A 21493-nucleotide genomic window follows, 5' to 3' on the forward strand; every position below is an offset into this window, starting at 1 on the left:
CGGCCGACAGTTCGATATTTCGCCCATGTGTACGGTTCTGAGCTCCCGGTGGGTCAACGCCAGCGCGGCTCGTCCGCTCCCCAGAGCCCGGGCGGGCGGGTCCAGTCCTGCGGCCCGCCCTCGAAGGAGACCGGCGACCGCGCGTACCGCAGCCGCCCCAGCTGGCTGTCCCGCTCGGTGAGCCACGCCTCCGGCCCGTCGTAGCCCGCGCGCCCGTCCGGGCCGGGCGCGACATCGTCCGTCAACCAGGCCGCCGTACGCGCGAGTGCCAGCCGGACCGCGCGGCCGCCGCCCCCGTCCGCCCGCTCGGTGAGCGCCCGCAGCACGGCCGCCGCCAGCAGATACCCCGTCCCGTGGTCCAGCGCCTGCGCGGGCAGCGCGCCCGGCTGTTCCGCGGACCCCTCGACCGCCGCGATGCCCGTGGCCACCTGCACCAGACTGTCGAAGCCCCGCCGCCCCGCCCACGGCCCGTACGCGCCCCAGGCCGAGAGCTGTGCCACGACCAGCCCGGGCCGGCGCTCGACCAGCGCCTCGGGCGACAGACCGAACCGGTCCAGCGCGCCGGGCCGGTACCCGGTGACGACGACGTCCGCCTCGGCGAGCAGCGCCTCGAAGACTCCGGGGTCCGCGGCCAGATCGAGCGTCGCCGACCGCTTCCCGAAGCCCGTGTCGGCGTGCTGGTCGAGGATCTCGGGTGTGCCGGGTGGGTCGATCCGCAGCACGTCCGCGCCCAGGAGGGCGAGCGTGCGTGTGGCGACCGGGCCCGCGATGACCCGGGTCAGGTCCAGGACACGCACTCCGGCGGCCGGCCGCGCGGACACCTCCGTCCCGGGTGCGAGCACGCGCGCGCGTGGCGCGTCGGCACCGTCCCACCGCCGCCACTCGACGAGCGGACGCTCCCGCAGGGCCGCCGCCTGCCCGTGCGCGGACCACTCCTTCGGTGTCCGCAGGGCGAACGCCAGGCCTCCGGCCGCGCACACGGCCTCCTCGACCTCCAGGGACGCCCGTTCGGCGAGCGCCGACGCGACGGCGGACACCTCACCCCCCGGCAGATCGCCGGCGGGCACCCCGAGCGCGGACAGCAGCCGCCGCCGGTGGTGCGGATAGTTCGCGTGCGTCCGCACCCACCCGTCCGCCGTCCGCCAGAACCGCGACAGCGGCGCGAAGGTGACCGGTGCCCGCCCGTCGACCAGCAGATGACGTTCACTCACGAAGGCGGTGCCGACCGCCCCGTCGTCCACCCGTACCCGTGGAACCTCGGTGAGCCCGGCCCGGCGCGCACCCAACTCGGCCGCCGCGAGCGCGCACACCCCGACGCAGGTCCGCGCCAGTTCCCGTACCGGCAGCCGGGCGTCGAGCACCCCGCTCCGTACGACGGTCGAGATCCGCCGCGGCAGGGCGGGATCGCCGCCGAGTGCCGCCCACACATCGTCCATGTCTGTCATGACCGCACTATGCAGCCGAAGGGCCGGGCGGTGTGACACCGCCCGGCCCGACGACCTCCTGCGAGACGAACCCCTACCTGGTCACCGCGTCCAACGCGTCGGTGGTGCCGAAGCCGTAGAAGCCGTTGTGGTTCTTCGGCCCCTCGCAGACCGCGTCGGCCTTGCCGTCCCCGTCGATGTCGTACGGATCGGTGCAGGGCGTGGCGTCGGCCTGGGCGTACAGCAGTGCCTTGACCAGCGCCGCCGGCGCGTGCGGGTGGGTCGACTTGATCAGCGCGGCGACGCCCGCGACGTGCGGGGACGCCATCGACGTACCGGCCATGTAGCCCCACGAACCGCCGGGCAGCGGGCCCAGGATCAGACCGCTGGTGGCGGGCGGGGCCGGGGTCTGGAAGCGGGTCGAGTCGCCGCCGGGTGCGGCGATGTCGACGACGCCCAGACCGTGGTTGGAGAAGGACGACTTGATGCCCTTGGCGCCGGTGGAGGCGACCGTGACGACACCCGGCAGCTGGGTCGGGATGTCGAGGCACTCGGACGGGTCGATCACCCGGTCCGACGGGGTCGAGTCGTTGGGCGAGACCGGGTCGGTGATCTCGTCGGCCGCGAGGTCGTAGTTCTCGTTGCCGGCCGCGGCGACGTTGACCGCGCCCTTCTTCTCCGCGTACTTCGTCGCCCGGCCGAGGGCCTCCACCAGCGCCTTCTGGTCCGGGTCGTTCTTGCAGTTGAAGTACCAGGGATCGGTGTAATAGCTGTTGTTGGTGACGTCCACACCGTGCTCGGCGGCCCACATGAAGCCGCAGACGACGGCCTCCGTGTAGAAGAAGCCGGCGGTGGTGGACACCTTGATGCCGGACACCTTCACCCCGGGCGCCACACCCGTGACACCGACGCCGTTCTTCGCGGCGGCGATCTCCCCGGCCACGTGGGTGCCGTGCGCGCTCTCCGTGGGCCCCGGCCGCCAGGCTCCGTCGCTGGTGTCGGGCTTGCCCGTCACGCAGTTGACGGAGGCGTCACGGTCGAAGTTCGGCGCGATGTCCGGATGCGTGTCGTCGACACCCGTGTCGATGACGGCGACGGTGACGTCCCGGCTGCCGAGCGACACCTCGTGGGCCTTGTCGGCCTTGATGGCCGGCAGGTCCCACTGCAAAGGCTCCAACGGGTCCTGCCCGTCCGCCGCCTCGACGTCCGCCATCTCCTCGGCGGTCAGCACCTTCGGGGTGCCCACGTCGGTGGTCGACTGCGCGGGCAGCGGCGCGGTCCGGGTGGAACCGGCCGACTGGACCCCGCGCACCTTACGGATCTCCGCGGCGAAGCCGGGGTTCGAGGAGTGGACGACGACGACACCGATCCGGTCGTACGACGTCACGATCGTGCCGCCGGCCTGAGCGATCGCCTTCCTCACGTGCGCGGAGGGCCCGTGCCCCGCGCGCACGTTGACGACGTAGCTGAGCCCGGTCGCGTCGGCCTGCCCGGCCGATGCGGCCGATCCGGTCGACTCGGCCGCCGAGGCCGTGATGTTCGGTACGACGACCAGCGCGGTCGCCATGGCCATCCCCAGCGGGATCGCGGTCAGACGACGGGAGCGCTTGAGAGGCGCTGTCATGCTGTCTCCAGTTCGTCGTGGCTGCTCACCGGCTGCGTTACTTGACGGCCTTCAGGGCGTTGACGATGCCGAACCCGTAGAAACCGTTCACGCTGGGGCTGCCCTCGCAAACCGCGTCCTGGACGCCGTCGCCGTTCTGGTCGTACGACGTCGGGCAGGCCTGCTCGTCCGCCTGGGCCTTCAGCAGCTTCTGCAGCTGCTTCGGGGACGCCCACGGGTGCGTGGACTTCAGCAGCGCGGCGACACCGGCGGCGTGCGGCGACGCCATCGACGTGCCCTGGAGGAAGCCGTAGGCGCCGTTCGGCATGGTGGACAGGATGCGGCCGTTCTTCGACGGCGTGTCCGGGATCTGGTAGCGGGCGTCACCGCCCGGCGCGGCGATGTCGACGACGCCGTTGCCGTACGTGGAGTAGTACGACTTCTCGTTCTTCACGCCCGTCGCGCTCACCGTGACGATGCCCGGCAGCTGCGTCGGGACGTCGAAGCACTCGCTCGGGTCGATGGTGCGCTCGACCGGCGTGGTGTCGTTGGGGCTGGACGCGTCCAGGATCGCGTCGGAGGCGAGGTCGTGGTTGGAGTTGCCCGCCGAGGCCAGGTGCAGGGTGCCCTTCTTCGTGGCGTACTTCTGGGCCCGGTTGACGGCGTCGACGATGGCCTTCTGGTCCGGGTCGTCCACGCAGTTGTAGAGCCACGGGTCCACGTAGTAGCTGTTGTTCGTGATCTCCACGCCGCGGTCGGCGGCGAAGACGAACGCGCAGACGACGCTCTCCGCGTAGAAGAGGCCGCTGCTGCGGTCGGTCACGTTGATGCTGGAGACCTTCACACCCGGCGCGACACCGGCGACACCGACGCCGTTGCGGGCCGCGGCTATCTCACCGGCCACGTGGGTGCCGTGGTAGTCCTGCGGGGTGTACGGCCGCCAGGAGCCCTCACTGGTGTCCGCGACACCGCCGTCGCAGTTGGCGGACTGGGAGGCGGAGAAGTTCGGCGCGAGGTCCGGGTGGGTGTCGTCGACGCCCGTGTCGATCACGGCTACCGTGACCTTCTTGCTGCCGTCGTCGATCTTCGCGGCCTGGTCGGCGCCGATCGACCGCAGGTCCCACTGGTCGGCCTCGAGGGGCTCGGCGTCGGGGATGTCCGCCGAGGCGGCCTTCACCTTCGCGGCCTCCGCGTCCGTCAGCATGTCGACGGCACCCAGGTCCGTCGTACCGGCGGGGGTCAGCGGCGAGGTCCGGGTGGCACCGGCGGACTGCACTCCACGGACCGCGCGGATCGTCGCACCGAAGGCCGGGTCGGTCGAGTGGACCACGATCACGCCGATCTTGGCGTAGGTGATCACTACCTTGCCGCCGGCCTGGGCTATCGCCTTCTGCACGGAGGCGATCGTGCGCTTGTCCGTCTTCGTGTTCACGACGTACGACAGGTTCGGGCCCTCCGCGGTCGCGGCGGTGGACTCCGCGAGCGGGGCCGCCGTGGCGACACCGGGCAGGAAACCGAGCGAGGCGGTCAGCGACAGGACGACCGGCACCGCGAGAGCGAGCCGTCGTCTGGAGCGCAGATGAGCCATGGGATCTCCACATCATCCTGAAAGAAACCGGCCCGGGACACACGGGTGCCTGGGCAGGTACATGACGTTGGTGGTGCAGCCCGAAGCTATCCCTGGTCGTCGTCGGCCAGCAATGACTTCACGGGCGGGAGGCCGAAGTAGAGGGGTAACCCTCGAAGTCGCCGCACCTGAGGGCGCTTTCCGAGCCGGCGCGCCTCGGCTTCCGCATCGGTTCTCGATCGGTTCTCGAAAGAAAGCCGCGCGGTTGAACCGGTCCTCGTGCGCCGCCGTGACGTTGAGCAGGGAGCCCGAGCACGATCGTGCACCCGTCATCGAAGGAACAGAGCCGACCCCATGTCCGAACCCAGTCCGTCCCCCGATCCGACGGCGAACACGTCACCATCCACCGTCGCGACCGCGGCGGAGACGCGAGGAGACTCCGTGGCAACCGACGCACCGCCCCCAGCGAAGGCAGAGCATCACCTCCCCTCACCCGAGGAGTTCGCGGCGGTCCATGAGAGCGCCGAGTTCGCCGAACTGCGCCGCTCCTACCGCTCGTTCGCCTTCCCGCTGACCGTGGGCTTCATCGCCTGGTACCTGCTGTACGTCCTGCTCTCCAACTACGCGGGCGACTTCATGGGCACCAAGCTCTTCGGCAACATCAACGTCGCCTTCGTCCTGGGCGTCGCACAGTTCGTCACCACGTTCCTCATCGCCTGGTGGTACTCGAAGCACGCCGCCGCGAAGCTCGACCCCAAGGCCGAGGCGATCAAGTCCCGGATGGAGGGCGACGCATGAGCCCCGTACAGCAGACGTTCCTCGCGGCCAACGAGGCCAGCGAGCACCGGCCGCTCATCATCACCCTGTTCGCGCTGTTCGTCCTGGCGACCCTCGGCATCACCATCTGGGCCGGCCGCCAGACCAAGGACGCCGCCGACTTCTACGCGGGCGGCCGCCAGTTCAGCGCCTTCCAGAACGGCCTGGCCGTCTCCGGCGACTACATGTCCGCCGCGTCGTTCCTCGGCATCGCCGGCGCGATCGCCCTCTTCGGCTACGACGGCTTCCTCTACTCCATCGGCTTCCTGGTCGCCTGGCTGGTCGCCCTGCTCCTGGTCGCCGAGCCGCTCAGGAACTCCGGCCGCTACACCATGGGCGACGTCCTCGCGTACCGCATGCGCCAGCGTCCCGTCCGCACCGCGGCCGGCACCTCCACGATCGTCGTGTCGATCTTCTACCTGCTGGCCCAGATGGCGGGCGCGGGCGTCCTGGTCTCGCTGCTCCTCGGCATCACCTCCGACGCGGGCAAGATCCTCATCGTGGCCCTCGTCGGTCTCCTGATGATCGTCTACGTCTCCATCGGCGGTATGAAGGGCACCACCTGGGTCCAGATGGTGAAGGCCGTCCTGCTGATCGGCGGCACGCTCCTCATTACGTTCCTGGTGCTGCTGAAGTTCAACTTCAACATCTCCGATCTGCTCGGCACCGCCGCCGAGAACAGCGGCAAGGGCGCCGCCTTCCTGGAGCCCGGCCTCCAGTACGGCGCGACCGGCACCTCCAAGCTGGACTTCATCTCCCTCGGCATCGCCCTGGTCCTCGGCACCGCCGGTCTGCCGCACATCCTGATCCGCTTCTACACGGTGCCCAACGCCAAGGCCGCCCGTAAGTCCGTCAACTGGGCGATCGGCATCATCGGCGGCTTCTATCTGATGACCATCGCCCTCGGCTTCGGCGCCGCGGCGCTGATCTCCCAGGACGAGATCATCGCCTCCAACCCGTCCGGCAACACGGCGGCACCGCTGCTCGCGCTGCACCTGGGCGGCGTCGACTCGGCCTGGGGCGCGATCCTGCTCGCCACGATCTCGGCGGTGGCCTTCGCGACCATCCTCGCCGTGGTCGCCGGCCTGACCCTCGCCTCCTCGTCCTCCTTCGCGCACGACATCTACGCCAACGTCATCCGCAAGGGACAGGCCTCCGGCGCCGAGGAGGTGCGCGCGGCCCGCTGGGCGACCGTCTTCATCGGCGTCGTCTCCATCGGCCTCGGCGCCCTCGCCCGCGACCTGAACGTGGCCGGCCTGGTCGCCCTCGCCTTCGCGGTCGCGGCCTCCGCCAACCTGCCCACGATCCTCTACAGCCTCTTCTGGAAGAGGTTCACCACCCAGGGCGCGCTGTGGTCGATCTACGGCGGTCTGATCGTCGCCGTCGGCCTGGTGCTGTTCTCGCCCGTCGTCTCCGGCGACCCGAAGGCGATGTTCCCGGACGTCGACTTCGCCTGGTTCCCGCTGAAGAACCCGGGCATCATCTCCATCCCGTTCGGCTTCCTCATGGGCTTCCTCGGCACGGTCCTGTCCAAGGAGAAGCCCGACGAGGCCAAGTACGCCGAGCTGGAGGTCCGCTCCCTCACGGGCACCGGGGCGCACTGACCCGGCCCACTGCGCACGGGGCCGTCGTAGATCCCTACGGCGGCCCCGCGTGATGCCCGGGTCGTGGGTATCTACGGCGATTCGGTGCCGCGTCTCGTGCGATCGGGCCGGTGATGTCGTCAGCGCCGTCACGTAGGCTCGCAGATGTCGAACGATTGTGATCCGCCGCGAGGGAGGGGGCCCACGTGCTCATCGACACCTACGGCCGAGTGGCCACCGACCTGAGGGTCTCGCTGACCGACCGGTGCAATCTGCGCTGCACGTACTGCATGCCCGAGGAGGGCCTGCAGTGGCTGGCCAAGCCCGACCTGCTCACGGACGACGAGATCGTCCGTCTCATCGACATAGCCGTCCGCGTCCTGGGCGTCGAGGAGGTCCGCTTCACCGGCGGTGAGCCGCTCCTGCGCCCCGGCCTCGTCGGCATCGTGGAGCGCGTGGCCGCCCTCGCCCCCCGCCCCCAGATGTCCCTCACCACCAACGGCATCGGCCTCAGGCGCACGGCGTCGGCCCTGAAGGCGGCCGGTCTGGACCGGGTGAACGTCTCCCTGGACACCCTGCGCCCCGACGTCTTCAAGACCCTCACCCGCCGGGACCGCCACAAGGACGTCCTCGAAGGCCTCGAAGCCGCCCGTGACGCCGGCCTGACCCCGGTCAAGGTCAACTCGGTCCTGATGCCGGGCCTGAACGAGAACGAGGCCCCGGACCTCCTCGCCTGGGCCGTCGAGCACGACTACGAGCTGCGCTTCATCGAGCAGATGCCCCTGGACGCCCAGCACGGCTGGAAGCGCGACGGCATGGTGACCGCCGGCGACATCCTGACCTCGCTGCGCACCCGCTTCGACCTCACCCCCGAGGGCCAGGACGAACGCGGCTCGGCCCCGGCGGAGCGCTGGCTGGTCGACGGCGGCCCGCACCGTGTGGGCGTCATCGCCTCCGTGACCCGCCCCTTCTGCTCCGCCTGCGACCGCACCCGCCTCACCGCCGACGGCCAGGTCCGCACCTGCCTGTTCGCCCGCGAGGAGACCGACCTGCGCGCCGCACTGCGCTCCGGCGCCCCGGACGAGGAGATAGCCCGCATCTGGCGCCTGGCCATGTGGGGCAAGAAGGCGGGCGCGGGCCTCGACGACCCGTCCTTCGTCCAGCCCGACCGCCCCATGTCCGCCATCGGGGGCTGACCGGGGGCTGACCGGGGCGAGCGCGCTCTACGGCGCCTGTTCCTCCCACTCGGAGAACCGGACGACATCCTTCAGGAAGCCCCGCACACCCAGGAACTGCGACAGATGCTCCCGGTGCTCGTCGCACGCGAGCCACGTCTTGCGCCGCTCCGGCGTGTGCAGCTTCGGGTTGTTCCAGGCGAGCACCCAGACCGCGTCGGCACGACAGCCCTTGGCCGAACAGACGGGGGAGGACGGATCGGAGCCGGGGACGTTGAGGATGTTCACCCGTCGACCCTAGCCGCAGAAAAGGCGACGCCGAGCAGCCACGGGGGGAGCTGCCCGGCGTCGGTCTGTCGCTCCGACGGGGGATGCGGAGCGCGTACGAAGTATGTCACGGGTAGGCCTCTGCCCGGCACAGGAACTACATGATTGATCTGAGCTTTTCTTGAGCTTGGCGGGTGGCCGGATTCCGTTTCGCGGGGGAGGCCCGAGGGCCGTGCTCAGGCCCGCTCGCGCGGCTCGCTCCGCCGATCCCCGGCGGGATCGGCCGTGGAGTCCTCCGGGACGGATTCCGCAGGCGGCGCGATCATCGGCCGCATGGGGGCACTCACGAACGTGGACGGCAGTGAGGGCGCGTTCTCCCGGCCCGCGTTGGCGATCACCACGGCGACGTACGGCAGCACCGCGCCGAGGACCAGCGCGACGACCGCGACGTGCCGTTCGACGTTCCACAGGACCGCGGCGGCGATCACCGCGAGGGTGCGCACGGACATCGAGATGATGTAGCGACGCTGCCGGCCGCGGACGTCGTCGGCGAGGCCCTGCCGGGCACCTGTGATCCGGAAGACCTCGACGTTGCTCTGCTTCCGCATCGCGTTCCACCACCCGCCTGTATCGGACGCTCACCGGCCCGTGCCCCGCCCGTGTCCGCTACAGGGAACGCGGTCCGGACAAGCCCCACGTTACGCCGCGTCTGCGCCGCCTACGAGACCGGGTCACCTTCCACCAGGAGTGCGCGAAGTGCGCCGTAGCGCGTACAGCCGTGCCCGACATGCGGCGTACCGCAGGCGGGCCGACACTGGGCGTAATGCTCACGTCGAGCCGTACGAGGAGGCAGCCATGGGCTGGTTGTGGGCGATCATCGTGGGATTCGTACTGGGCCTGCTGGCCAAGGCGATCCTCCCGGGCAAGCAGCACAGCCCGCTCTGGCTGACGACGATCTTCGGCATGCTGGGCGCCGTCGTCGGCAACGCGATCGCACGCGGCTTCGGTGTCGAGGAGACGTCCGGCATCGACTGGAGCCGCCACATCTTCCAGCTCGTCGCCGCGATCGTCATCGTCGCTCTGGGTGACATGGCGTACATGGCGACCCTGGGAAAGAGGAAACAGCAGCGCTGAACTGCGAAGGGGCGCGGGGAACCCGCGCGAGCGACCACATTCCAAGCGGCGCTCGCCGGATCCACCACGCCCCTACGGCGCCTAGGCGCCGGCCACCTCGACCGCGGCCAGGTTCTTCTTCCCGCGCCGCAACACCAGCCACCGCCCGTGAATGAGGTCCTCCGGCGCCGGCACGGCGTCCTCCGCGGTGACCTTCACGTTGTTCACGTAGGCCCCGCCCTCCTTCACGGTCCGCCGACCCGCGGACTTGCTCGGCACCAGCCCGACCTCCGCGAGGAGGTCCACGACCGGCGCCAGCTCGGCCACCTTCGCGTGCGGCAGCTCGGACAACGCCGCGGCCAGCGTCTTCTCGTCCAGCTCCGCCAGCTCGCCCTGACCGAAGAGGGCGCGCGACGCGGCGATCACGGCGGCCGTCTGCTGCGCCCCGTGCACCAGCGTCGTCAGCTCCTCGGCCAGCGCCCGCTGCGCTGCCCGCGCCTGCGGCCGCTCCTCCGTCTGCTTCTCCAACTCCTCAAGCTCCGCACGGGACTTGAAGGAGAGGATCCGCATGTACCGGGTGATGTCCCGGTCGTCCACGTTCAGCCAGAACTGGTAGAACGCGTACGGCGTGGTCATCTCCGGGTCGAGCCAGACGGCGCCGCCCTCGGTCTTGCCGAACTTGGTGCCGTCCGCCTTGGTCATCAGCGGGGTGGCCAGCGCGTGCGCCTCCACGCCGGGCTCCAGCCGGTGGATCAGATCCAGACCCGCCGTGAGGTTGCCCCACTGGTCGCTGCCGCCCTGCTGGAGGGTGCAGCCGTACCTCCGGTAGAGCTGGAGGAAGTCCATGCCCTGGAGGATCTGGTAGCTGAACTCGGTGTAGCTGATGCCCTGGTCGGACTCCAGACGACGGGCGACGGAGTCCTTCGTCAGCATCTTGTTGACGCGGAAGTGCTTGCCGATGTCCCGCAGGAACTCGATGGCGGACAGGCCCTCGGTCCAGTCGAGGTTGTTGACCATGACGGCCGCGTTCTCGCCCTCGAAGGACAGGAACGGCTCGATCTGGCCGCGCAGCTTGCCGACCCAGCCGGCGACGGTCTCCGGATCGTTCAGCGTGCGCTCCGCCGTGGGGCGGGGGTCACCGATCAGGCCCGTCGCACCGCCGACCAGCGCCAGCGGCCGGTGACCGGCCTGCTGGAGCCGGCGCACGGTGAGCACCTGCACCAGATGTCCGACGTGCAGGGACGGCGCGGTCGGATCGAAACCGCAATAGAACGTGACGGGACCGTCCGCGAGCGCCTTGCGCAAAGCGTCCTCGTCGGTGGACAGGGCGAACAACCCCCGCCACTTCAGCTCGTCGACGATGTCCGTCACGGTTCTCGTGTCTCCTCGATTAGGGCGTAACCAGGTACGAGGTTATACGCCCTGGCTGACAGAACTCATATTGAAATCCGGCACCCGCAGGGCGGGCATCGCGGCCCTGGTGAAGTAGTCGCTCCACTCGCGCGGCAGCGTCTTCTCCGTGCGCCCCGCCTCCGTGGCCCTGCCCAGCAGGTCCACCGGCGACTCGTTGAACCGGAAGTTGTTCACCTCGCCCGTGACCTCGCCGTTCTCCACGAGGTAGACGCCGTCGCGGGTCAGGCCGGTCAGCAGCAGCGTCGCCGGGTCGACCTCGCGGATGTACCAGAGGCAGGTCAGCAGCAGCCCGCGCCGGGTGTTCGCGACCATCTCCGCCAGGGAGCGGTCCGCCCCGCCGTCCAGGACCAGGTTGCCGATCGTCGGCACCACCGGCAGCCCCGTCAGGCCCGCGCTGTGCCGGGTGGTCGGCAGATGCGCGATCTCGCCCCCGCTGATCCACTCGGTCGCCTTCAGCGGCAGCCCGTTGTCGAACACCGAGCTGTCGCCGCCGGAGGAGTGGGCCAGCACGAAGGGCGCGGACTCCAGGCCCGGCTCGTTCGGGTCGCTGCGCAGGGTCAGCGGCAGCTCGGTCAACCGCTCGCCGATCCGCGTGCCGCCGCCCGGCTTGCTGAACACCGTCCGCCCCTCGGCGGCGTCCCGCGCCGACGCCGACCACATCTGGTAGATCAGCAGGTCGGCCACGGCCGTCGGGGGCAGCAGCGTCTCGTACCGTCCGGCGGGCAGCGGCACCCGCCGCTCGGCCCAGCCGAGGCGCACGGCCAGCTCCGCGTCCAGGGACGCCGGGTCGACGTCCTTGAAGTCCCGTGTGGAGCGCCCCGCCCACGCCGAACGCTTGCGGTCCGGGGACTTGGCGTTCAGCTCCAGCGTCCCGTTCGGCTGGTCGTGGCGCAGCCGCAGCCCGGTGGACGTGCCGAGATAGCTCGACACCAGTTCGTGGTTGGCGAAGCCGTACAGCTCACGGCCGCCCGCACGCGCGCGTGCGAAGGATTCGCCGAGGGCCGGCGCGAAGTCGGCGAAGACGGCGGAGGAGGTCTCGGCGGGCGCGTCCGTGAAGTCGGGGGAGTGCTCCACCCCCGTGACCAGCGGCTGGGCGTCCTCGGCCGGCCCGGCGCCGCGCGCGGCGGCCTCGGCGGCCCGCACCAGCGGCTCCAGCTCCTCGGCGGTGACGGCGGCTCGCGACACGACCCCGGAGGCGGTGCCCTCCTTGCCGTCGACGGTGGCGACGACGGTCACCGACCGGCCCCGGGTGACCCCGTTCGTGGTCAGCGCGTTGCCCGCCCAGCGCAGGTTCGCCGTCGAGTACTCGTCGGCGATCACCACACAGCCGTCGGCCCGGGAGAGCGCGAGGGCCCGCTCGACGATCTCGTGCGGCTTGTGCGCCTTGTTGTTCCGCGCGCTCATCGACCGGCCTCCTGCGTGGTGTTCAGAATGTTGACGCCCTTGAAGAGGGCCGAGGGGCAGCCGTGCGACACCGCGGCGACCTGACCCGGCTGGGCCTTGCCGCAGTTGAACGCGCCGCCCAGGACGTAGGTCTGCGGCCCGCCCACGGCCGCCATGGACCCCCAGAAGTCGGTCGTCGTCGCCTGGTAGGCGACGTCCCGCAGCTGCCCGGTGATCCGCCCGTTCTCGATCTTGAAGAAGCGCTGCCCGGTGAACTGGAAGTTGTACCGCTGCATGTCGATGGACCAGGACCGGTCCCCGACGACGTAGACGCCCCGGTCGACCCCGCCGATCAGATCCTCCGTCGACATCCCGGCCGGATCCGGCTTAAGCGACACATTGGCCATGCGCTGCACCGGCACATGCCCGGGGGAGTCGGCGTACGCACAGCCGTTGGAGCGGCCGAGGCCGGTCAACTTGGCGATGCGGCGGTCGAGTTGGTAGCCGACGAGGGTGCCGTCCCGGACGAGGTCCCAGCTCTGGCCCGCCACGCCCTCGTCGTCGTACCCGATGGTCGCCAGACCGTGCTCGGCGGTGCGGTCACCGGTGACGTTCATCAGCTCGGAGCCGTACTTGAGCTTGTGGAGCTTGTCGAAGGTGGCGAAGGACGTGCCGGCGTAGGCCGCCTCGTAGCCGAGCGCGCGGTCCAGCTCGGTGGCGTGGCCGATGGACTCGTGGATGGTCAGCCACAGGTTGGACGGGTCGACGACCAGGTCGTAGACGCCCGCCTCGACACTCGGTGCCCGCATCTTCTCCGCGAGCAGCTCCGGGATGCGCGCCAGCTCGTCGTCCCAGTCCCAGCCGGTGCCCGTCACGTACTCCCAGCCGCGCCCGACCGGCGGTGCCAGCGTCCGCATCGAATCGAACTCACCACTGGACTCGTCGACGGACACGGCGGTCAGCGACGGATGCAGCCGTACGCGCTGCTGGGTGGTCACGGTCCCCGCGGTGTCGGCGTAGAACTTGTTCTCGTGGACCGTGAGCAGCGAGGCGTCGACATGGTTGATCCCGTCGGCCGCCAGCAGCCGCGTGCTCCACTCCGTGAGCAGCGCTGTCTTCTCCTCGTCGGGGACCGTGAACGGGTCGATCTCGTAGGAGGAGACCCAGGTCTTCTCCGCGTGCACCGGCTCGTCCGCCAGCTCCACCCGCTCGTCCGACCCGGCGGCCTTGATGACCTGTGCGGACAGCTTGGCCATGGCCACGGCCTGCGAGGCGACCTTCGCGGCGGCGTCCATCGTCAGATCCACCCCGGAGGCGAACCCCCAGGTCCCGCCGTGCACCACCCGCACCGCGTACCCGAGGTCGGTCGTGTCCGACGACCCGGCGGGCTTCGCGTCCCTGATCCGCCAGGACGCGCTGCGCACCCGCTCGAACCGGAAGTCGGCGTGGTCGGCGCCGAGGGCCCGCGCACGGGCCAGGGCCGCGTCGGCCAACGCCCTCAGCGGTAGTGCCGTGAAGGCTTCGTCGATGGAATGAGGCACCGAGGTCTCCCTGTTGCCGAACGGTTGTCGTGGCCTGTCGGGTCCGATCATGTCGCGCCCGCGGGCGGCGGGACCACATCTTTCCGGCTGTGGCCGGCGGGCTTTCTGTAGGGACCCCACAGCGACTCCCCCGAGCCACTGTCACAGCTCGAATGCCCGCCGGGCGAAGCGGACCGATAGGTTTCGAGGGAAGGCGCCAGCCGTCCAGGCATTGGGCAGGCGTGCAGACCGCTAAGGAAAGGGTGATCCGTTGAGCCGCTCGGTTCTCGTCACCGGAGGCAACCGGGGCATCGGCCTCGCCATCGCCCGCGCGTTCGCCGACGCCGGCGACAAGGTCGCCGTCACCTACCGCTCGGGGGAGCCGCCGGCCGGCTTCCTCGCCGTCCGGTGCGACATCACCGACCCCGAGCAGGTGGAGCAGGCCTACAAGGAGATCGAGGCCGAGCACGGCCCGGTCGAGGTCCTGATCGCCAACGCCGGCGTCACCAAGGACCAGCTCCTGATGCGCATGTCCGAGGAGGACTTCACCTCGGTCATCGACACCAATCTCACCGGCACCTTCCGTGTCGTCAAGCGCGCCAACCGAGGCATGCTGCGCGCCAAGAAGGGCCGCGTCGTCCTCATTTCCTCGGTCGTGGGCCTCTACGGCTCGCCCGGCCAGGCCAACTACGCCGCCTCCAAGGCCGCCCTGGTCGGCTTCGCGCGTTCCCTCGCCCGTGAGCTGGGCTCGCGCAACATCACCTTCAACGTCGTCGCCCCCGGCTTCGTGGACACCGACATGACCAAGGTGCTCACCGACGAACAGCGCGCGGGCATCGTGAAGCAGGTGCCGCTCGGCCGTTACGCGCAGCCCGAGGAGATCGCCGCGACGGTGCGGTTCCTCGCCTCGGACGACGCCTCGTACATCACTGGAGCCGTCATCCCCGTAGACGGCGGACTGGGAATGGGTCACTGATCACCATGAGCGGAATCCTCGAGGGCAAGCGCGTCCTGATCACCGGTGTGCTGATGGAGTCCTCCATCGCCTTCCACACCGCCAAGCTGGCCCAGGAGCAGGGCGCCGAGATCATCCTCACGGCCTTCCCCCGGCCCACGCTGACCGAGCGCATCGCCAGGAAGCTCCCCAAGCCCACCAAGGTCATCGAGCTCGACGTCACCAACGACGAGCACCTCGGGCGCCTGGCCGACATCGTCGGTGAGGAGCTGGGCGGCCTCGACGGCGTCGTCCACTCCATCGGCTTCGCCCCGCAGGACGCCCTCGGCGGCAACTTCCTGAACACGCCCTTCGAGTCCGTCGCCACCGCGATGCACGTCTCGGCGTACTCCCTGAAGTCGCTGACCATGGCGTGCCTGCCGCTGATGCAGAACGGCGGCTCGGTCGTCGGCCTCACCTTCGACGCGAAGTTCGCGTGGCCGCAGTACGACTGGATGGGTCCGGCCAAGGCCGCTCTGGAGGCCACCAGCCGTTACATCGCCCGGGACCTGGGCAAGCAGAACATCCGCTGCAACCTGGTCTCCGCCGGCCCTCTCGCCTCCATGGCCGCCAAGTCCATCCCGGGCTTCGGCGAGCTGGCCGCCGTGTGGGACGACCGTTCGCCGCTGGAGTGGGACCTCAAGGACCCCGAGCCGGCCGGTCGCGGCGTCGTCGCGCTGCTCAGCGACTGGTTCCCCAAGACCACCGGCGAGATCATCCACGTGGACGGCGGGCTGCACGCGATCGGCGCGTGAGCACCACCGCTCCGGGCTCCGCCACGGTTCGAGGGCGCGCATCCATTCGGGTGCGCGCCCTCGCCGTACTCCTGTCCGCCGGGATCATCACTCGTTCGGCTCATCCGGCGGGCCGCCGGAGCCGAGTGCCGCGCACGCTGGACGTGTACCGCTCAGCCACTCGGCCGAGGAGGTCCCCCTTGTGCGCATCTCCCGCAGCATCGCCCCAGCTGTCGTCGCCCTGGCTCTCGTCCTCACCCTCCCGTCCGAATCGGCACCGCACGCGCGCGTGGAGACCGGGGAGCGGCTCGCGCGCGCGGTGGTGGACGACAAGCCCGATCCGTTCGGGGCGGCCTGCCACAGCACCGTCACCGGCTCCCAGGTGATCGGGTACTGCTTCAACCCCCACGCGGCCGTCGACCACGTCCGGCTGCACATCGAGTGCGCGCGGTGGTGGGACCTCGACAGCGACAGCGCCGCCGTCGAGACGGGTCCCGCGCGGACGGTACGGCTCACCGGGCGCTGCTGGAAGGAAGTCCGCTCGGTGTGGTTCAGCCACCAGCGGGGTCAGGGCTGACCCGGCCGGGAGAGCAGTGGAACGGATAGCCGGCCGCCTCCGCCGCGGCGGTCGGCGCGTCGCCCGCGCGGATGGCGTCCACCAGCCGGGCGTGGTCCATGTACGTCTCCGGGGTCAGCTCCTCGCCCACGTCACCGCGCAACCAGTCCCGCAGGACCTCCCCCAGGTCCGCGTAGACCGTCGTCACGACGTCGTTGTGGGACGCGGCCACGACCGCCATGTGGAAGGTCGCGTCGGCGGTCACGAAGGCCTCCGTGTCGCCCGAGGCCCATGCCTCCTCCCGGCGCGCCAGAAGCGCGTCCAACTGCTTGAGGTCCTTCTCGGTGCGCCGCTCGGCCGCCAGCTTCGCGGCGCTCGACTCCAGGGCGGAGCGGAGCTCGGCGATGTGGCGCGGGTCGGCGTCCGCGAAGCGGCGGTGCATCACACCCGCGAGCTCGCTGGTCGCGACGACGTAGGTGCCGGAGCCCTGGCGGATGTCCAACAGGCCGTTGTGCGCGAGCGCGCGGACGGCCTCACGGACCGTGTTCCGGGCGACGCCCAACTCCTCGACCAGTTCCGGCTCCGTGGGGATGCGGGAGCCGACCGGCCACTCGCCGGAGGTGATCTGGTTCCGCAGCGCGGCGATGACCTGTTCGGACAGCGCCGATCGGCGGGGATGGCTCAGCGGCATGGCACACCTTCGCACGCAGTGGCCGACCGGGAGCAGCCGGGCCATGGACAACCAATCATCCCATGATTCTATGATGGGGGTCATGGTGAGCGAGGAGACCTTGACGGCGACATCCCCATCCACGACCACGTCCCCACGGGGCCGGGCGCCGTCTGACACCCCCACGTCCGACCGGACCGCGGCCGAACCCCCGACGCCCGCCACGCGCGCGTGGACGACCCGCCTGGTCGTCGTCGGCATCGTCCTGACGGCCCTCAACCTCCGTCCCGCCATCACCAGCCTCGGTGCCCTCCTCGAAGAGGTGCGCACCGGGCTCGGCATGAGCGGCAGCGTCGCCGGGCTCCTCACCTCCGTACCGCCGCTCTGCTTCGCCCTCTTCGGCGTCATGGCGCCCCGGCTCGCCCGCCGGTTCGGTCCGGCCGCCGTCGTCTGCGCGGGCATGGCCGCCATCGCCGGCGGCCTGCTGATACGGCCGTACGCCGGCGGCACGGCCGGATTCGTGGCCGCGAGCGCCCTCGCCCTGATGGGCATCGCCGTCAGCAACGTCCTGATGCCGGTCATCGTCAAGCGCTGGTTCCCGGACCGGGTCGGCTCCATGACGGGCCTCTACTCCATGGCCCTGGCCCTCGGCACCTCCGCCGCGGCGGCCGTCACCGTGCCCATGACCGAGGTGCTGGGCGGGAGTTGGCGGACCGGGCTGGCCGTGTGGGCGCTGCTCGCGGCGGCGGCCGTGGTGCCGTGGCTCGCGTTGCTCCGGGACCGCGGCCAAGACCGGGACACGCGCCCGGCGGAGAACCCCGGGGGAGCGTCGGGCTCCGCGCGCGAGGCGGCGCCCGCCCTGCGGATCACCCGGAGTCGTACCGCCTGGGCGCTCGCCGTGTTCTTCGGTCTCCAGGCGACCGCCGCCTACATCACGATGGGCTGGATGGCGCAGATCTTCCGGGACGCCGGGGTCCCCGCCGGCACGGCTGGGCTGCTGCTGGCCGTCACCATGGTGATGGGCGTGCCGCTGGCCTTCGTGATCCCCCGGCTCGCCACCCGCCTGCCCCACCAGGGGCCGATCGTGGTCGCCCTGGGCGTCTGCGGCCTCCTCGGGTACGGCGGCCTCCACCTCGCCCCGGCGGAGGGTGCCTGGGCGTGGGCGCTGCTGATCGGCGTCGCCAACTGCTCCTTCCCGCTCGCGCTCACCATGGTCGGCATGCGGGCCAGGACCGGCGCGGGCGTGGTCCAGCTGTCCGCCTTCGCGCAGAGCACGGGCTACCTGATCTCGATCCCCGGCCCGTTCCTCGTCGGCGTCCTCTACCAGCACAGCGGCGGCTGGGGCCTGCCCCTCGCCCTCATGGCCGCCCTGATGCTCCCGCAGATCGCCGCGGGCGTCCTGGCGGGCCGCGACCGGATCGTGGAGGACGAGGCGGCCCGCCGGGGCTGACCCCGGCGGCCCCACCGGGGGGCGGGGGTGCGAGACTGAGCGCATGCCAGTGCTCGACCCGAACCCCCAGAACGGCCAGAAGAAGATGCTCCTGGTCTTCGGCTCGTTCCTCGCCATCTTCGTCGTCATCGGGATCATCGCGGCCATCGCGTCACCGTGACCGCCCAGGGGTGGGGGTAACCCCCCGTCCCCTAGGGGGCGAGTCTCAGGGTGAAGTGGGTGGATCACCGGATGGGTCGGACCGCCCGCGTTCCGTAGCGTCGAGATGTGGCCGCAGGGGACCCGCGAGGGCCCACGGAGGACCGGGCCACGAGGACTCGCAGACCACGGAGGCGGCATGTCGGCCCGTACGCACCCCCGGCCCCACCCGGCGACCACGAGCGGCGTCGGCGTCCGGCTGCCCTGGTGGGCGGTGGCCCTGCCGGCCCTCGCCTTTCTCACGCTCCTGCTGCTGATCTCGAACCCCGCGCAGGCCCAGGCGGCGAGCGGCGACCCCGTGATCACCGACGTCGTGGAGCGCATACAGCACGCCCTGTCGAGCCACACACGGTGACGAGCGTCCAGCCCACCGGAATCACCTGTACCGGTGTCGGGTATCCGCACTTCAACTCCCTGCGCCTCGTGGCCTGTTTCGTGCGAAGCTGGGACGCATGAGCGTCGCAGAATCCCGCAGGATCGTCCTTTTCCGGCATGCGAAGGCCGACTGGCCCCAGGTTTCCGACCACGAGCGGCCGCTCGCCGACCGGGGCCGCATGGACGCCGCCGTCGCCGGGCGCAAGCTGGCCGACTCCGGAATCCCCCTCGACCTTGCCCTCTGCTCCACCGCCGTCAGGACCCGCGAGACCTGGAAGCTGGCCGTTCACGAACTGCCCGAGCGACCGAAAACGGTCTACGAGGAGCGGATCTACGAGGCCTCGCCCGGCGAGTTGATCGCCCTGCTCAACGAAACCCCGGACGACGCGCAGAACGTCGTGCTGGTCGGTCACAACCCCGGAATCCAGGGCCTCGCCGACATCCTCGCAGGCAGTGCCGAGGGCGACGCCCGCGAGCGCATGAACCGCCTCGGCTTCCCGGCCGCCGCCTTCGCCGTGCTCACCTTCGAGGGTGCCTGGAAGGGCCTGGAGCCGGGCGGGGGCACCCTGGCCGACTACTGGACGCCGACCGAGTAACTCCGCCGCGTAGCCGCCCCTCCGGCACCCGCACCCCGCACGACAAGGGCCCGGCACCACCTGGTGCCGGGCCCTCCCGTGTGTCTCGCCCCGTCACTCGACGTGCGTGTCCGCCGCCTCGACCTCTTCGCGGGTCACCCCGAGGAGATACAGCACGGTGTCGAGGAAGGGGAAGTTCACCGCGGTGTGGGCGGCCTCGCGCACGACCGGCTTGGCGTTGAAGGCGACGCCCAGACCGGCCGCGTTGAGCATGTCGAGATCGTTCGCGCCGTCACCGATCGCCACGGTCTGCGCCAGTGGGACCCCCGCCTCGGCGGCGAACCGGCGCAGCAGCCGTGCCTTGCCCGCCCGGTCCACGATCTCGCCCTCGACCCTGCCGGTGAGCTTCCCGTCGACGATCTCCAGGGTGTTGGCCTGCGCGAAGTCGAGGCCCAGCCGCTCCTTCAGATCGTCCGTGACCTGGGTGAACCCGCCCGAGACGACACCGACTTGGAAGCCGAGCCGCTTCAGCGTACGGATCAGTGTGCGCGCCCCCGGCGTGAGCCGGACCTCGCTGCGCACCTTCTCCACGACCGACGCGTCCAGCCCCGCCAGCAGCGCCACGCGTGCGTGCAGCGACTGCTCGAAGTCCAGCTCGCCGCGCATGGCGGCTTCCGTGACCTCGGCGACCTCCTTCTCGCAGCCGGCGTGCGCGGCGAAGAGCTCGATCACCTCGTCCTGGATGAGCGTGGAGTCCACGTCCATCACCACCAGCCGCTGGGCCCGGCGGTGCAGCCCCGCCGCGACGACGGCCACGTCCACACCGAGTGCCACCGACTCGGTGACCAGCGCGGTCCGCAGTGTCTCCGGCTCCGCGCCGGACACCGCGAACTCGACGGCCGTCACCGGGTACTTGGCGAGCCGGAAGATACGGTCGATGTTGCCGCCGGTGGCGGTGATCCGGGCGGCGATGCGGGCGGTGGACTCGGCGGTCAGCGGGTGGCCCAGCACGGTGACGTGCGAGCGGCCGAGACCACGGGGCCGGTTGTCGCCCAGGCCGGAGATGATCTCCGCCTGCATCTTCATCGACTCCGCCCAGCTGTGGACGGTCGCCCGCAGGTCGCCCTCCTGCCCGGCGGGCGGCTCGGTCACGAGCGCGCACAGGACGATCCGGCCACGGGTGACGACCTGCTCGATGTCGACCACGTCGACGGAGTACGCGGCGAGGGTGTCGAACAGCCCGGCGGTGATCCCCGGCCGGTCCTTGCCGAAGATCTTGACGAGGAGGGTGGGGATGTCAGAGGAGGTCTGCGAAGCGCTCATGATGTGCCAACCGTATCCGGCGCCCCGTGCCTTTTGCCCCTGAGGTCCGCCCAGCGGACGGAGAACACTGGGTTACCGGCGATTGAAGCGCACCGAGATCACGCACGACACCTCGGGGAGCCCGCCCGGCCGGCCCCACTCCTGCCGGCGCGGGGCTCGCGCCCGGGTGGCCCTGCCCGTGACTCGGAGGACCTGTTCGTGGTGGCCTTGTCTTCGGGCTGAGGAGTCGGCGCCGGGGTGGCCCTGCCTCTGGATCGGAGGGGCCGTCTGGCGGGGTGCCGCTGTTGGTGTGAGGGCTTGCCCCGGGCGGCCCAGTCTCTGACTCGGAGGGCCTGCTTGTGGTGGCCCTGCCCTCGGGCTGGGGAGTCGGCACGCGGGTGGCCTTGCCCCTGGACGGGAGGGTCCGCTTGGCGGGGTACTGCTGGCCTGCAGAGCTCGCCCTCGCGCAGGCCCGCTCGCGGCTCGGAGGGTCCGCCTGGCGTAGCCCAGGCTGGTGGCCCTGAGAGTTCGCGCCCGCGCAGCCCCCTTCCTGCTTCGGATTCCTGGTTCGGAGCGTTGAGGTGGATCCGCCCCGGCTAGGGGAAGCCGCCTTGCGTGACCCAGCCCCTGGCTCGAAGGGTCCCTCTGCCGTGGCCCGCCGTCGGCCTGGAGGCTCGCCCCCTGCACGGCCCGCTCCTGGCTGAGGAGAACGCGCCGCCCCCGCGTGCCCCACCCCGTCCCCGACAGCCAGACCCCGCGTCCCCCCCCCTCGGGC

General features: G+C 70.9%; 21 protein-coding genes. 11 read left to right on the plus strand and 10 right to left on the minus strand.

Annotation, left to right across the window (positions count from 1 at the left end; translation table 11 throughout):
• Window positions 1-53 precede the first annotated feature (53 nt).
• From RM704_RS41855 to RM704_RS41865, 3 genes are all read right to left on the minus strand, one after another.
• The gene (locus RM704_RS41855; protein ID WP_033529203.1) at window positions 54-1445 is read right to left on the minus strand and encodes a CoA transferase; all 1392 of its coding nucleotides are present in this window, start codon (window positions 1443-1445) and stop codon (window positions 54-56) included.
• 73 nt (window positions 1446-1518) lie between these two features.
• The gene (locus tag RM704_RS41860; RefSeq protein WP_033529204.1) at window positions 1519-3048 is read right to left on the minus strand and encodes a S8 family peptidase; all 1530 of its coding nucleotides are present in this window, start codon (window positions 3046-3048) and stop codon (window positions 1519-1521) included.
• 37 nt (window positions 3049-3085) lie between these two features.
• Window positions 3086-4615 carry a S8 family serine peptidase gene (locus RM704_RS41865; protein WP_033529205.1) on the minus strand — a complete coding sequence of 510 codons (1530 nt, stop codon included), beginning with the start codon at window positions 4613-4615 and terminating at the stop codon, window positions 3086-3088.
• A 420-nt stretch (window positions 4616-5035) separates the two neighbouring features.
• Between RM704_RS41865 and RM704_RS41870 the strand changes: the two genes are divergently transcribed.
• From RM704_RS41870 to moaA, 3 genes are all read left to right on the plus strand, one after another.
• On the plus strand, window positions 5036-5392 hold the full coding sequence (locus tag RM704_RS41870; protein WP_033529255.1) for a DUF485 domain-containing protein: 357 nt from the start codon (window positions 5036-5038) through the stop codon (window positions 5390-5392).
• Window positions 5389-7014, plus strand: a complete 1626-nt coding sequence (locus RM704_RS41875) for a monocarboxylic acid transporter (protein WP_033529206.1) — start codon at window positions 5389-5391, stop codon at window positions 7012-7014. Before RM704_RS41870 ends, RM704_RS41875 begins: the two co-directional genes overlap by 4 nt.
• A gap of 185 nt (window positions 7015-7199) precedes the next feature.
• The gene (moaA, locus tag RM704_RS41880) at window positions 7200-8189 is read left to right on the plus strand and encodes a GTP 3',8-cyclase MoaA (protein WP_033529207.1); all 990 of its coding nucleotides are present in this window, start codon (window positions 7200-7202) and stop codon (window positions 8187-8189) included.
• A gap of 27 nt (window positions 8190-8216) precedes the next feature.
• Here the strand turns inward: moaA and RM704_RS41885 are convergent, their stop codons facing one another.
• The gene (locus RM704_RS41885; RefSeq protein WP_033529208.1) at window positions 8217-8456 is read right to left on the minus strand and encodes a hypothetical protein; all 240 of its coding nucleotides are present in this window, start codon (window positions 8454-8456) and stop codon (window positions 8217-8219) included.
• A 215-nt stretch (window positions 8457-8671) separates the two neighbouring features.
• A complete protein-coding gene (locus RM704_RS41890; RefSeq protein ID WP_033529209.1) occupies window positions 8672-9043 on the minus strand; it encodes a DUF3099 domain-containing protein in 372 nt (123 codons plus the stop codon).
• 247 nt (window positions 9044-9290) lie between these two features.
• Here RM704_RS41890 and RM704_RS41895 point away from each other — a divergent pair, with 247 nt between their 5' ends.
• Entirely contained in the window at window positions 9291-9569 is a 279-nt protein-coding gene (locus RM704_RS41895) for a GlsB/YeaQ/YmgE family stress response membrane protein (protein WP_033529210.1), read from the plus strand.
• A gap of 81 nt (window positions 9570-9650) precedes the next feature.
• On the opposite strand, the gene tyrS is transcribed toward RM704_RS41895, so the two are convergent.
• The 3 genes from tyrS to RM704_RS41910 are packed head-to-tail and all read right to left on the minus strand — an operon-like array spanning window position 9651 to window position 13885.
• Complete coding sequence (tyrS, locus tag RM704_RS41900) at window positions 9651-10919, minus strand: tyrosine--tRNA ligase (RefSeq protein ID WP_033529211.1); 1269 nt, start codon at window positions 10917-10919, stop codon at window positions 9651-9653.
• 42 nt (window positions 10920-10961) lie between these two features.
• Complete coding sequence (locus RM704_RS41905) at window positions 10962-12365, minus strand: metallopeptidase TldD-related protein (RefSeq protein WP_033529212.1); 1404 nt, start codon at window positions 12363-12365, stop codon at window positions 10962-10964.
• Entirely contained in the window at window positions 12362-13885 is a 1524-nt protein-coding gene (locus tag RM704_RS41910) for a TldD/PmbA family protein (RefSeq protein WP_033529256.1), read from the minus strand. Before RM704_RS41910 ends, RM704_RS41905 begins: the two co-directional genes overlap by 4 nt.
• 250 nt (window positions 13886-14135) lie before the next feature.
• Between RM704_RS41910 and fabG the strand changes: the two genes are divergently transcribed.
• From fabG to RM704_RS41925, 3 genes are all read left to right on the plus strand, one after another.
• Window positions 14136-14840, plus strand: coding sequence for a 3-oxoacyl-[acyl-carrier-protein] reductase (gene fabG / locus RM704_RS41915; protein ID WP_033529213.1), 705 nt, complete (start codon window positions 14136-14138; stop codon window positions 14838-14840).
• A gap of 5 nt (window positions 14841-14845) precedes the next feature.
• A complete protein-coding gene (fabI, locus tag RM704_RS41920) occupies window positions 14846-15613 on the plus strand; it encodes an enoyl-ACP reductase FabI (protein WP_033529214.1) in 768 nt (255 codons plus the stop codon).
• Between the two features lie 181 nt (window positions 15614-15794).
• Entirely contained in the window at window positions 15795-16169 is a 375-nt protein-coding gene (locus tag RM704_RS41925) for a hypothetical protein (RefSeq protein ID WP_033529215.1), read from the plus strand.
• Here the strand turns inward: RM704_RS41925 and RM704_RS41930 are convergent.
• Entirely contained in the window at window positions 16144-16839 is a 696-nt protein-coding gene (locus RM704_RS41930) for a FadR/GntR family transcriptional regulator (RefSeq protein WP_033529216.1), read from the minus strand. The two genes, RM704_RS41925 and RM704_RS41930, sit on opposite strands and share 26 nt — an antisense overlap.
• A 70-nt stretch (window positions 16840-16909) precedes the next feature.
• Here RM704_RS41930 and RM704_RS41935 point away from each other — a divergent pair, with 70 nt between their 5' ends.
• The 4 genes from RM704_RS41935 (at window position 16910) to RM704_RS41950 (ending at window position 19437) form a co-directional block, all read left to right on the plus strand.
• Window positions 16910-18268 carry a CynX/NimT family MFS transporter gene (locus tag RM704_RS41935; RefSeq protein ID WP_033529217.1) on the plus strand — a complete coding sequence of 453 codons (1359 nt, stop codon included), beginning with the start codon at window positions 16910-16912 and terminating at the stop codon, window positions 18266-18268.
• Window positions 18269-18311: 43 nt separating this feature from the next.
• Window positions 18312-18428 (plus strand): SGM_5486 family transporter-associated protein, encoded by a 117-nt coding sequence (locus tag RM704_RS41940; protein WP_005477623.1) that lies wholly within the window; start codon window positions 18312-18314, stop codon window positions 18426-18428.
• A gap of 177 nt (window positions 18429-18605) precedes the next feature.
• The gene (locus RM704_RS41945) at window positions 18606-18821 is read left to right on the plus strand and encodes a hypothetical protein (protein ID WP_033529218.1); all 216 of its coding nucleotides are present in this window, start codon (window positions 18606-18608) and stop codon (window positions 18819-18821) included.
• Window positions 18822-18918: 97 nt separating this feature from the next.
• A complete protein-coding gene (locus RM704_RS41950; protein ID WP_033529219.1) occupies window positions 18919-19437 on the plus strand; it encodes a SixA phosphatase family protein in 519 nt (172 codons plus the stop codon).
• 93 nt (window positions 19438-19530) lie between these two features.
• Here RM704_RS41950 and serB read toward each other — a convergent pair whose 3' ends face one another.
• On the minus strand, window positions 19531-20739 hold the full coding sequence (gene serB, locus RM704_RS41955) for a phosphoserine phosphatase SerB (RefSeq protein WP_033529220.1): 1209 nt from the start codon (window positions 20737-20739) through the stop codon (window positions 19531-19533).
• Window positions 20740-21493 lie beyond the last annotated feature (754 nt).

Origin of the sequence: Streptomyces gottesmaniae, from assembly GCF_031845845.1 — a bacterium.
Classification (GTDB): Bacteria; Actinomycetota; Actinomycetes; order Streptomycetales; family Streptomycetaceae; genus Streptomyces; species Streptomyces akebiae.

Excerpts from the sequence above, each read along its gene's own strand:
- RM704_RS41855 (WP_033529203.1), bottom strand. The coding sequence starts at position 1,445 with ATGACAGACATGGACGATGTGTGGGCGGCACTCGGCGGCGATCCCGCC.
- RM704_RS41860 (WP_033529204.1), bottom strand. The coding sequence starts at position 3,048 with ATGACAGCGCCTCTCAAGCGCTCCCGTCGTCTGACCGCGATCCCGCTG.
- RM704_RS41865 (WP_033529205.1), bottom strand. The coding sequence starts at position 4,615 with ATGGCTCATCTGCGCTCCAGACGACGGCTCGCTCTCGCGGTGCCGGTC.
- RM704_RS41875 (WP_033529206.1), top strand. The coding sequence starts at position 5,389 with ATGAGCCCCGTACAGCAGACGTTCCTCGCGGCCAACGAGGCCAGCGAG.
- RM704_RS41890 (WP_033529209.1), bottom strand. The coding sequence starts at position 9,043 with ATGCGGAAGCAGAGCAACGTCGAGGTCTTCCGGATCACAGGTGCCCGG.
- RM704_RS41895 (WP_033529210.1), top strand. The coding sequence starts at position 9,291 with ATGGGCTGGTTGTGGGCGATCATCGTGGGATTCGTACTGGGCCTGCTG.
- RM704_RS41905 (WP_033529212.1), bottom strand. The coding sequence starts at position 12,365 with ATGAGCGCGCGGAACAACAAGGCGCACAAGCCGCACGAGATCGTCGAG.
- fabI (WP_033529214.1), top strand. The coding sequence starts at position 14,846 with ATGAGCGGAATCCTCGAGGGCAAGCGCGTCCTGATCACCGGTGTGCTG.
- RM704_RS41930 (WP_033529216.1), bottom strand. The coding sequence starts at position 16,839 with ATGCCGCTGAGCCATCCCCGCCGATCGGCGCTGTCCGAACAGGTCATC.
- RM704_RS41935 (WP_033529217.1), top strand. The coding sequence starts at position 16,910 with ATGATGGGGGTCATGGTGAGCGAGGAGACCTTGACGGCGACATCCCCA.
- RM704_RS41940 (WP_005477623.1), top strand. The coding sequence starts at position 18,312 with ATGCCAGTGCTCGACCCGAACCCCCAGAACGGCCAGAAGAAGATGCTC.
- RM704_RS41945 (WP_033529218.1), top strand. The coding sequence starts at position 18,606 with ATGTCGGCCCGTACGCACCCCCGGCCCCACCCGGCGACCACGAGCGGC.
- RM704_RS41950 (WP_033529219.1), top strand. The coding sequence starts at position 18,919 with ATGAGCGTCGCAGAATCCCGCAGGATCGTCCTTTTCCGGCATGCGAAG.
- serB (WP_033529220.1), bottom strand. The coding sequence starts at position 20,739 with ATGAGCGCTTCGCAGACCTCCTCTGACATCCCCACCCTCCTCGTCAAG.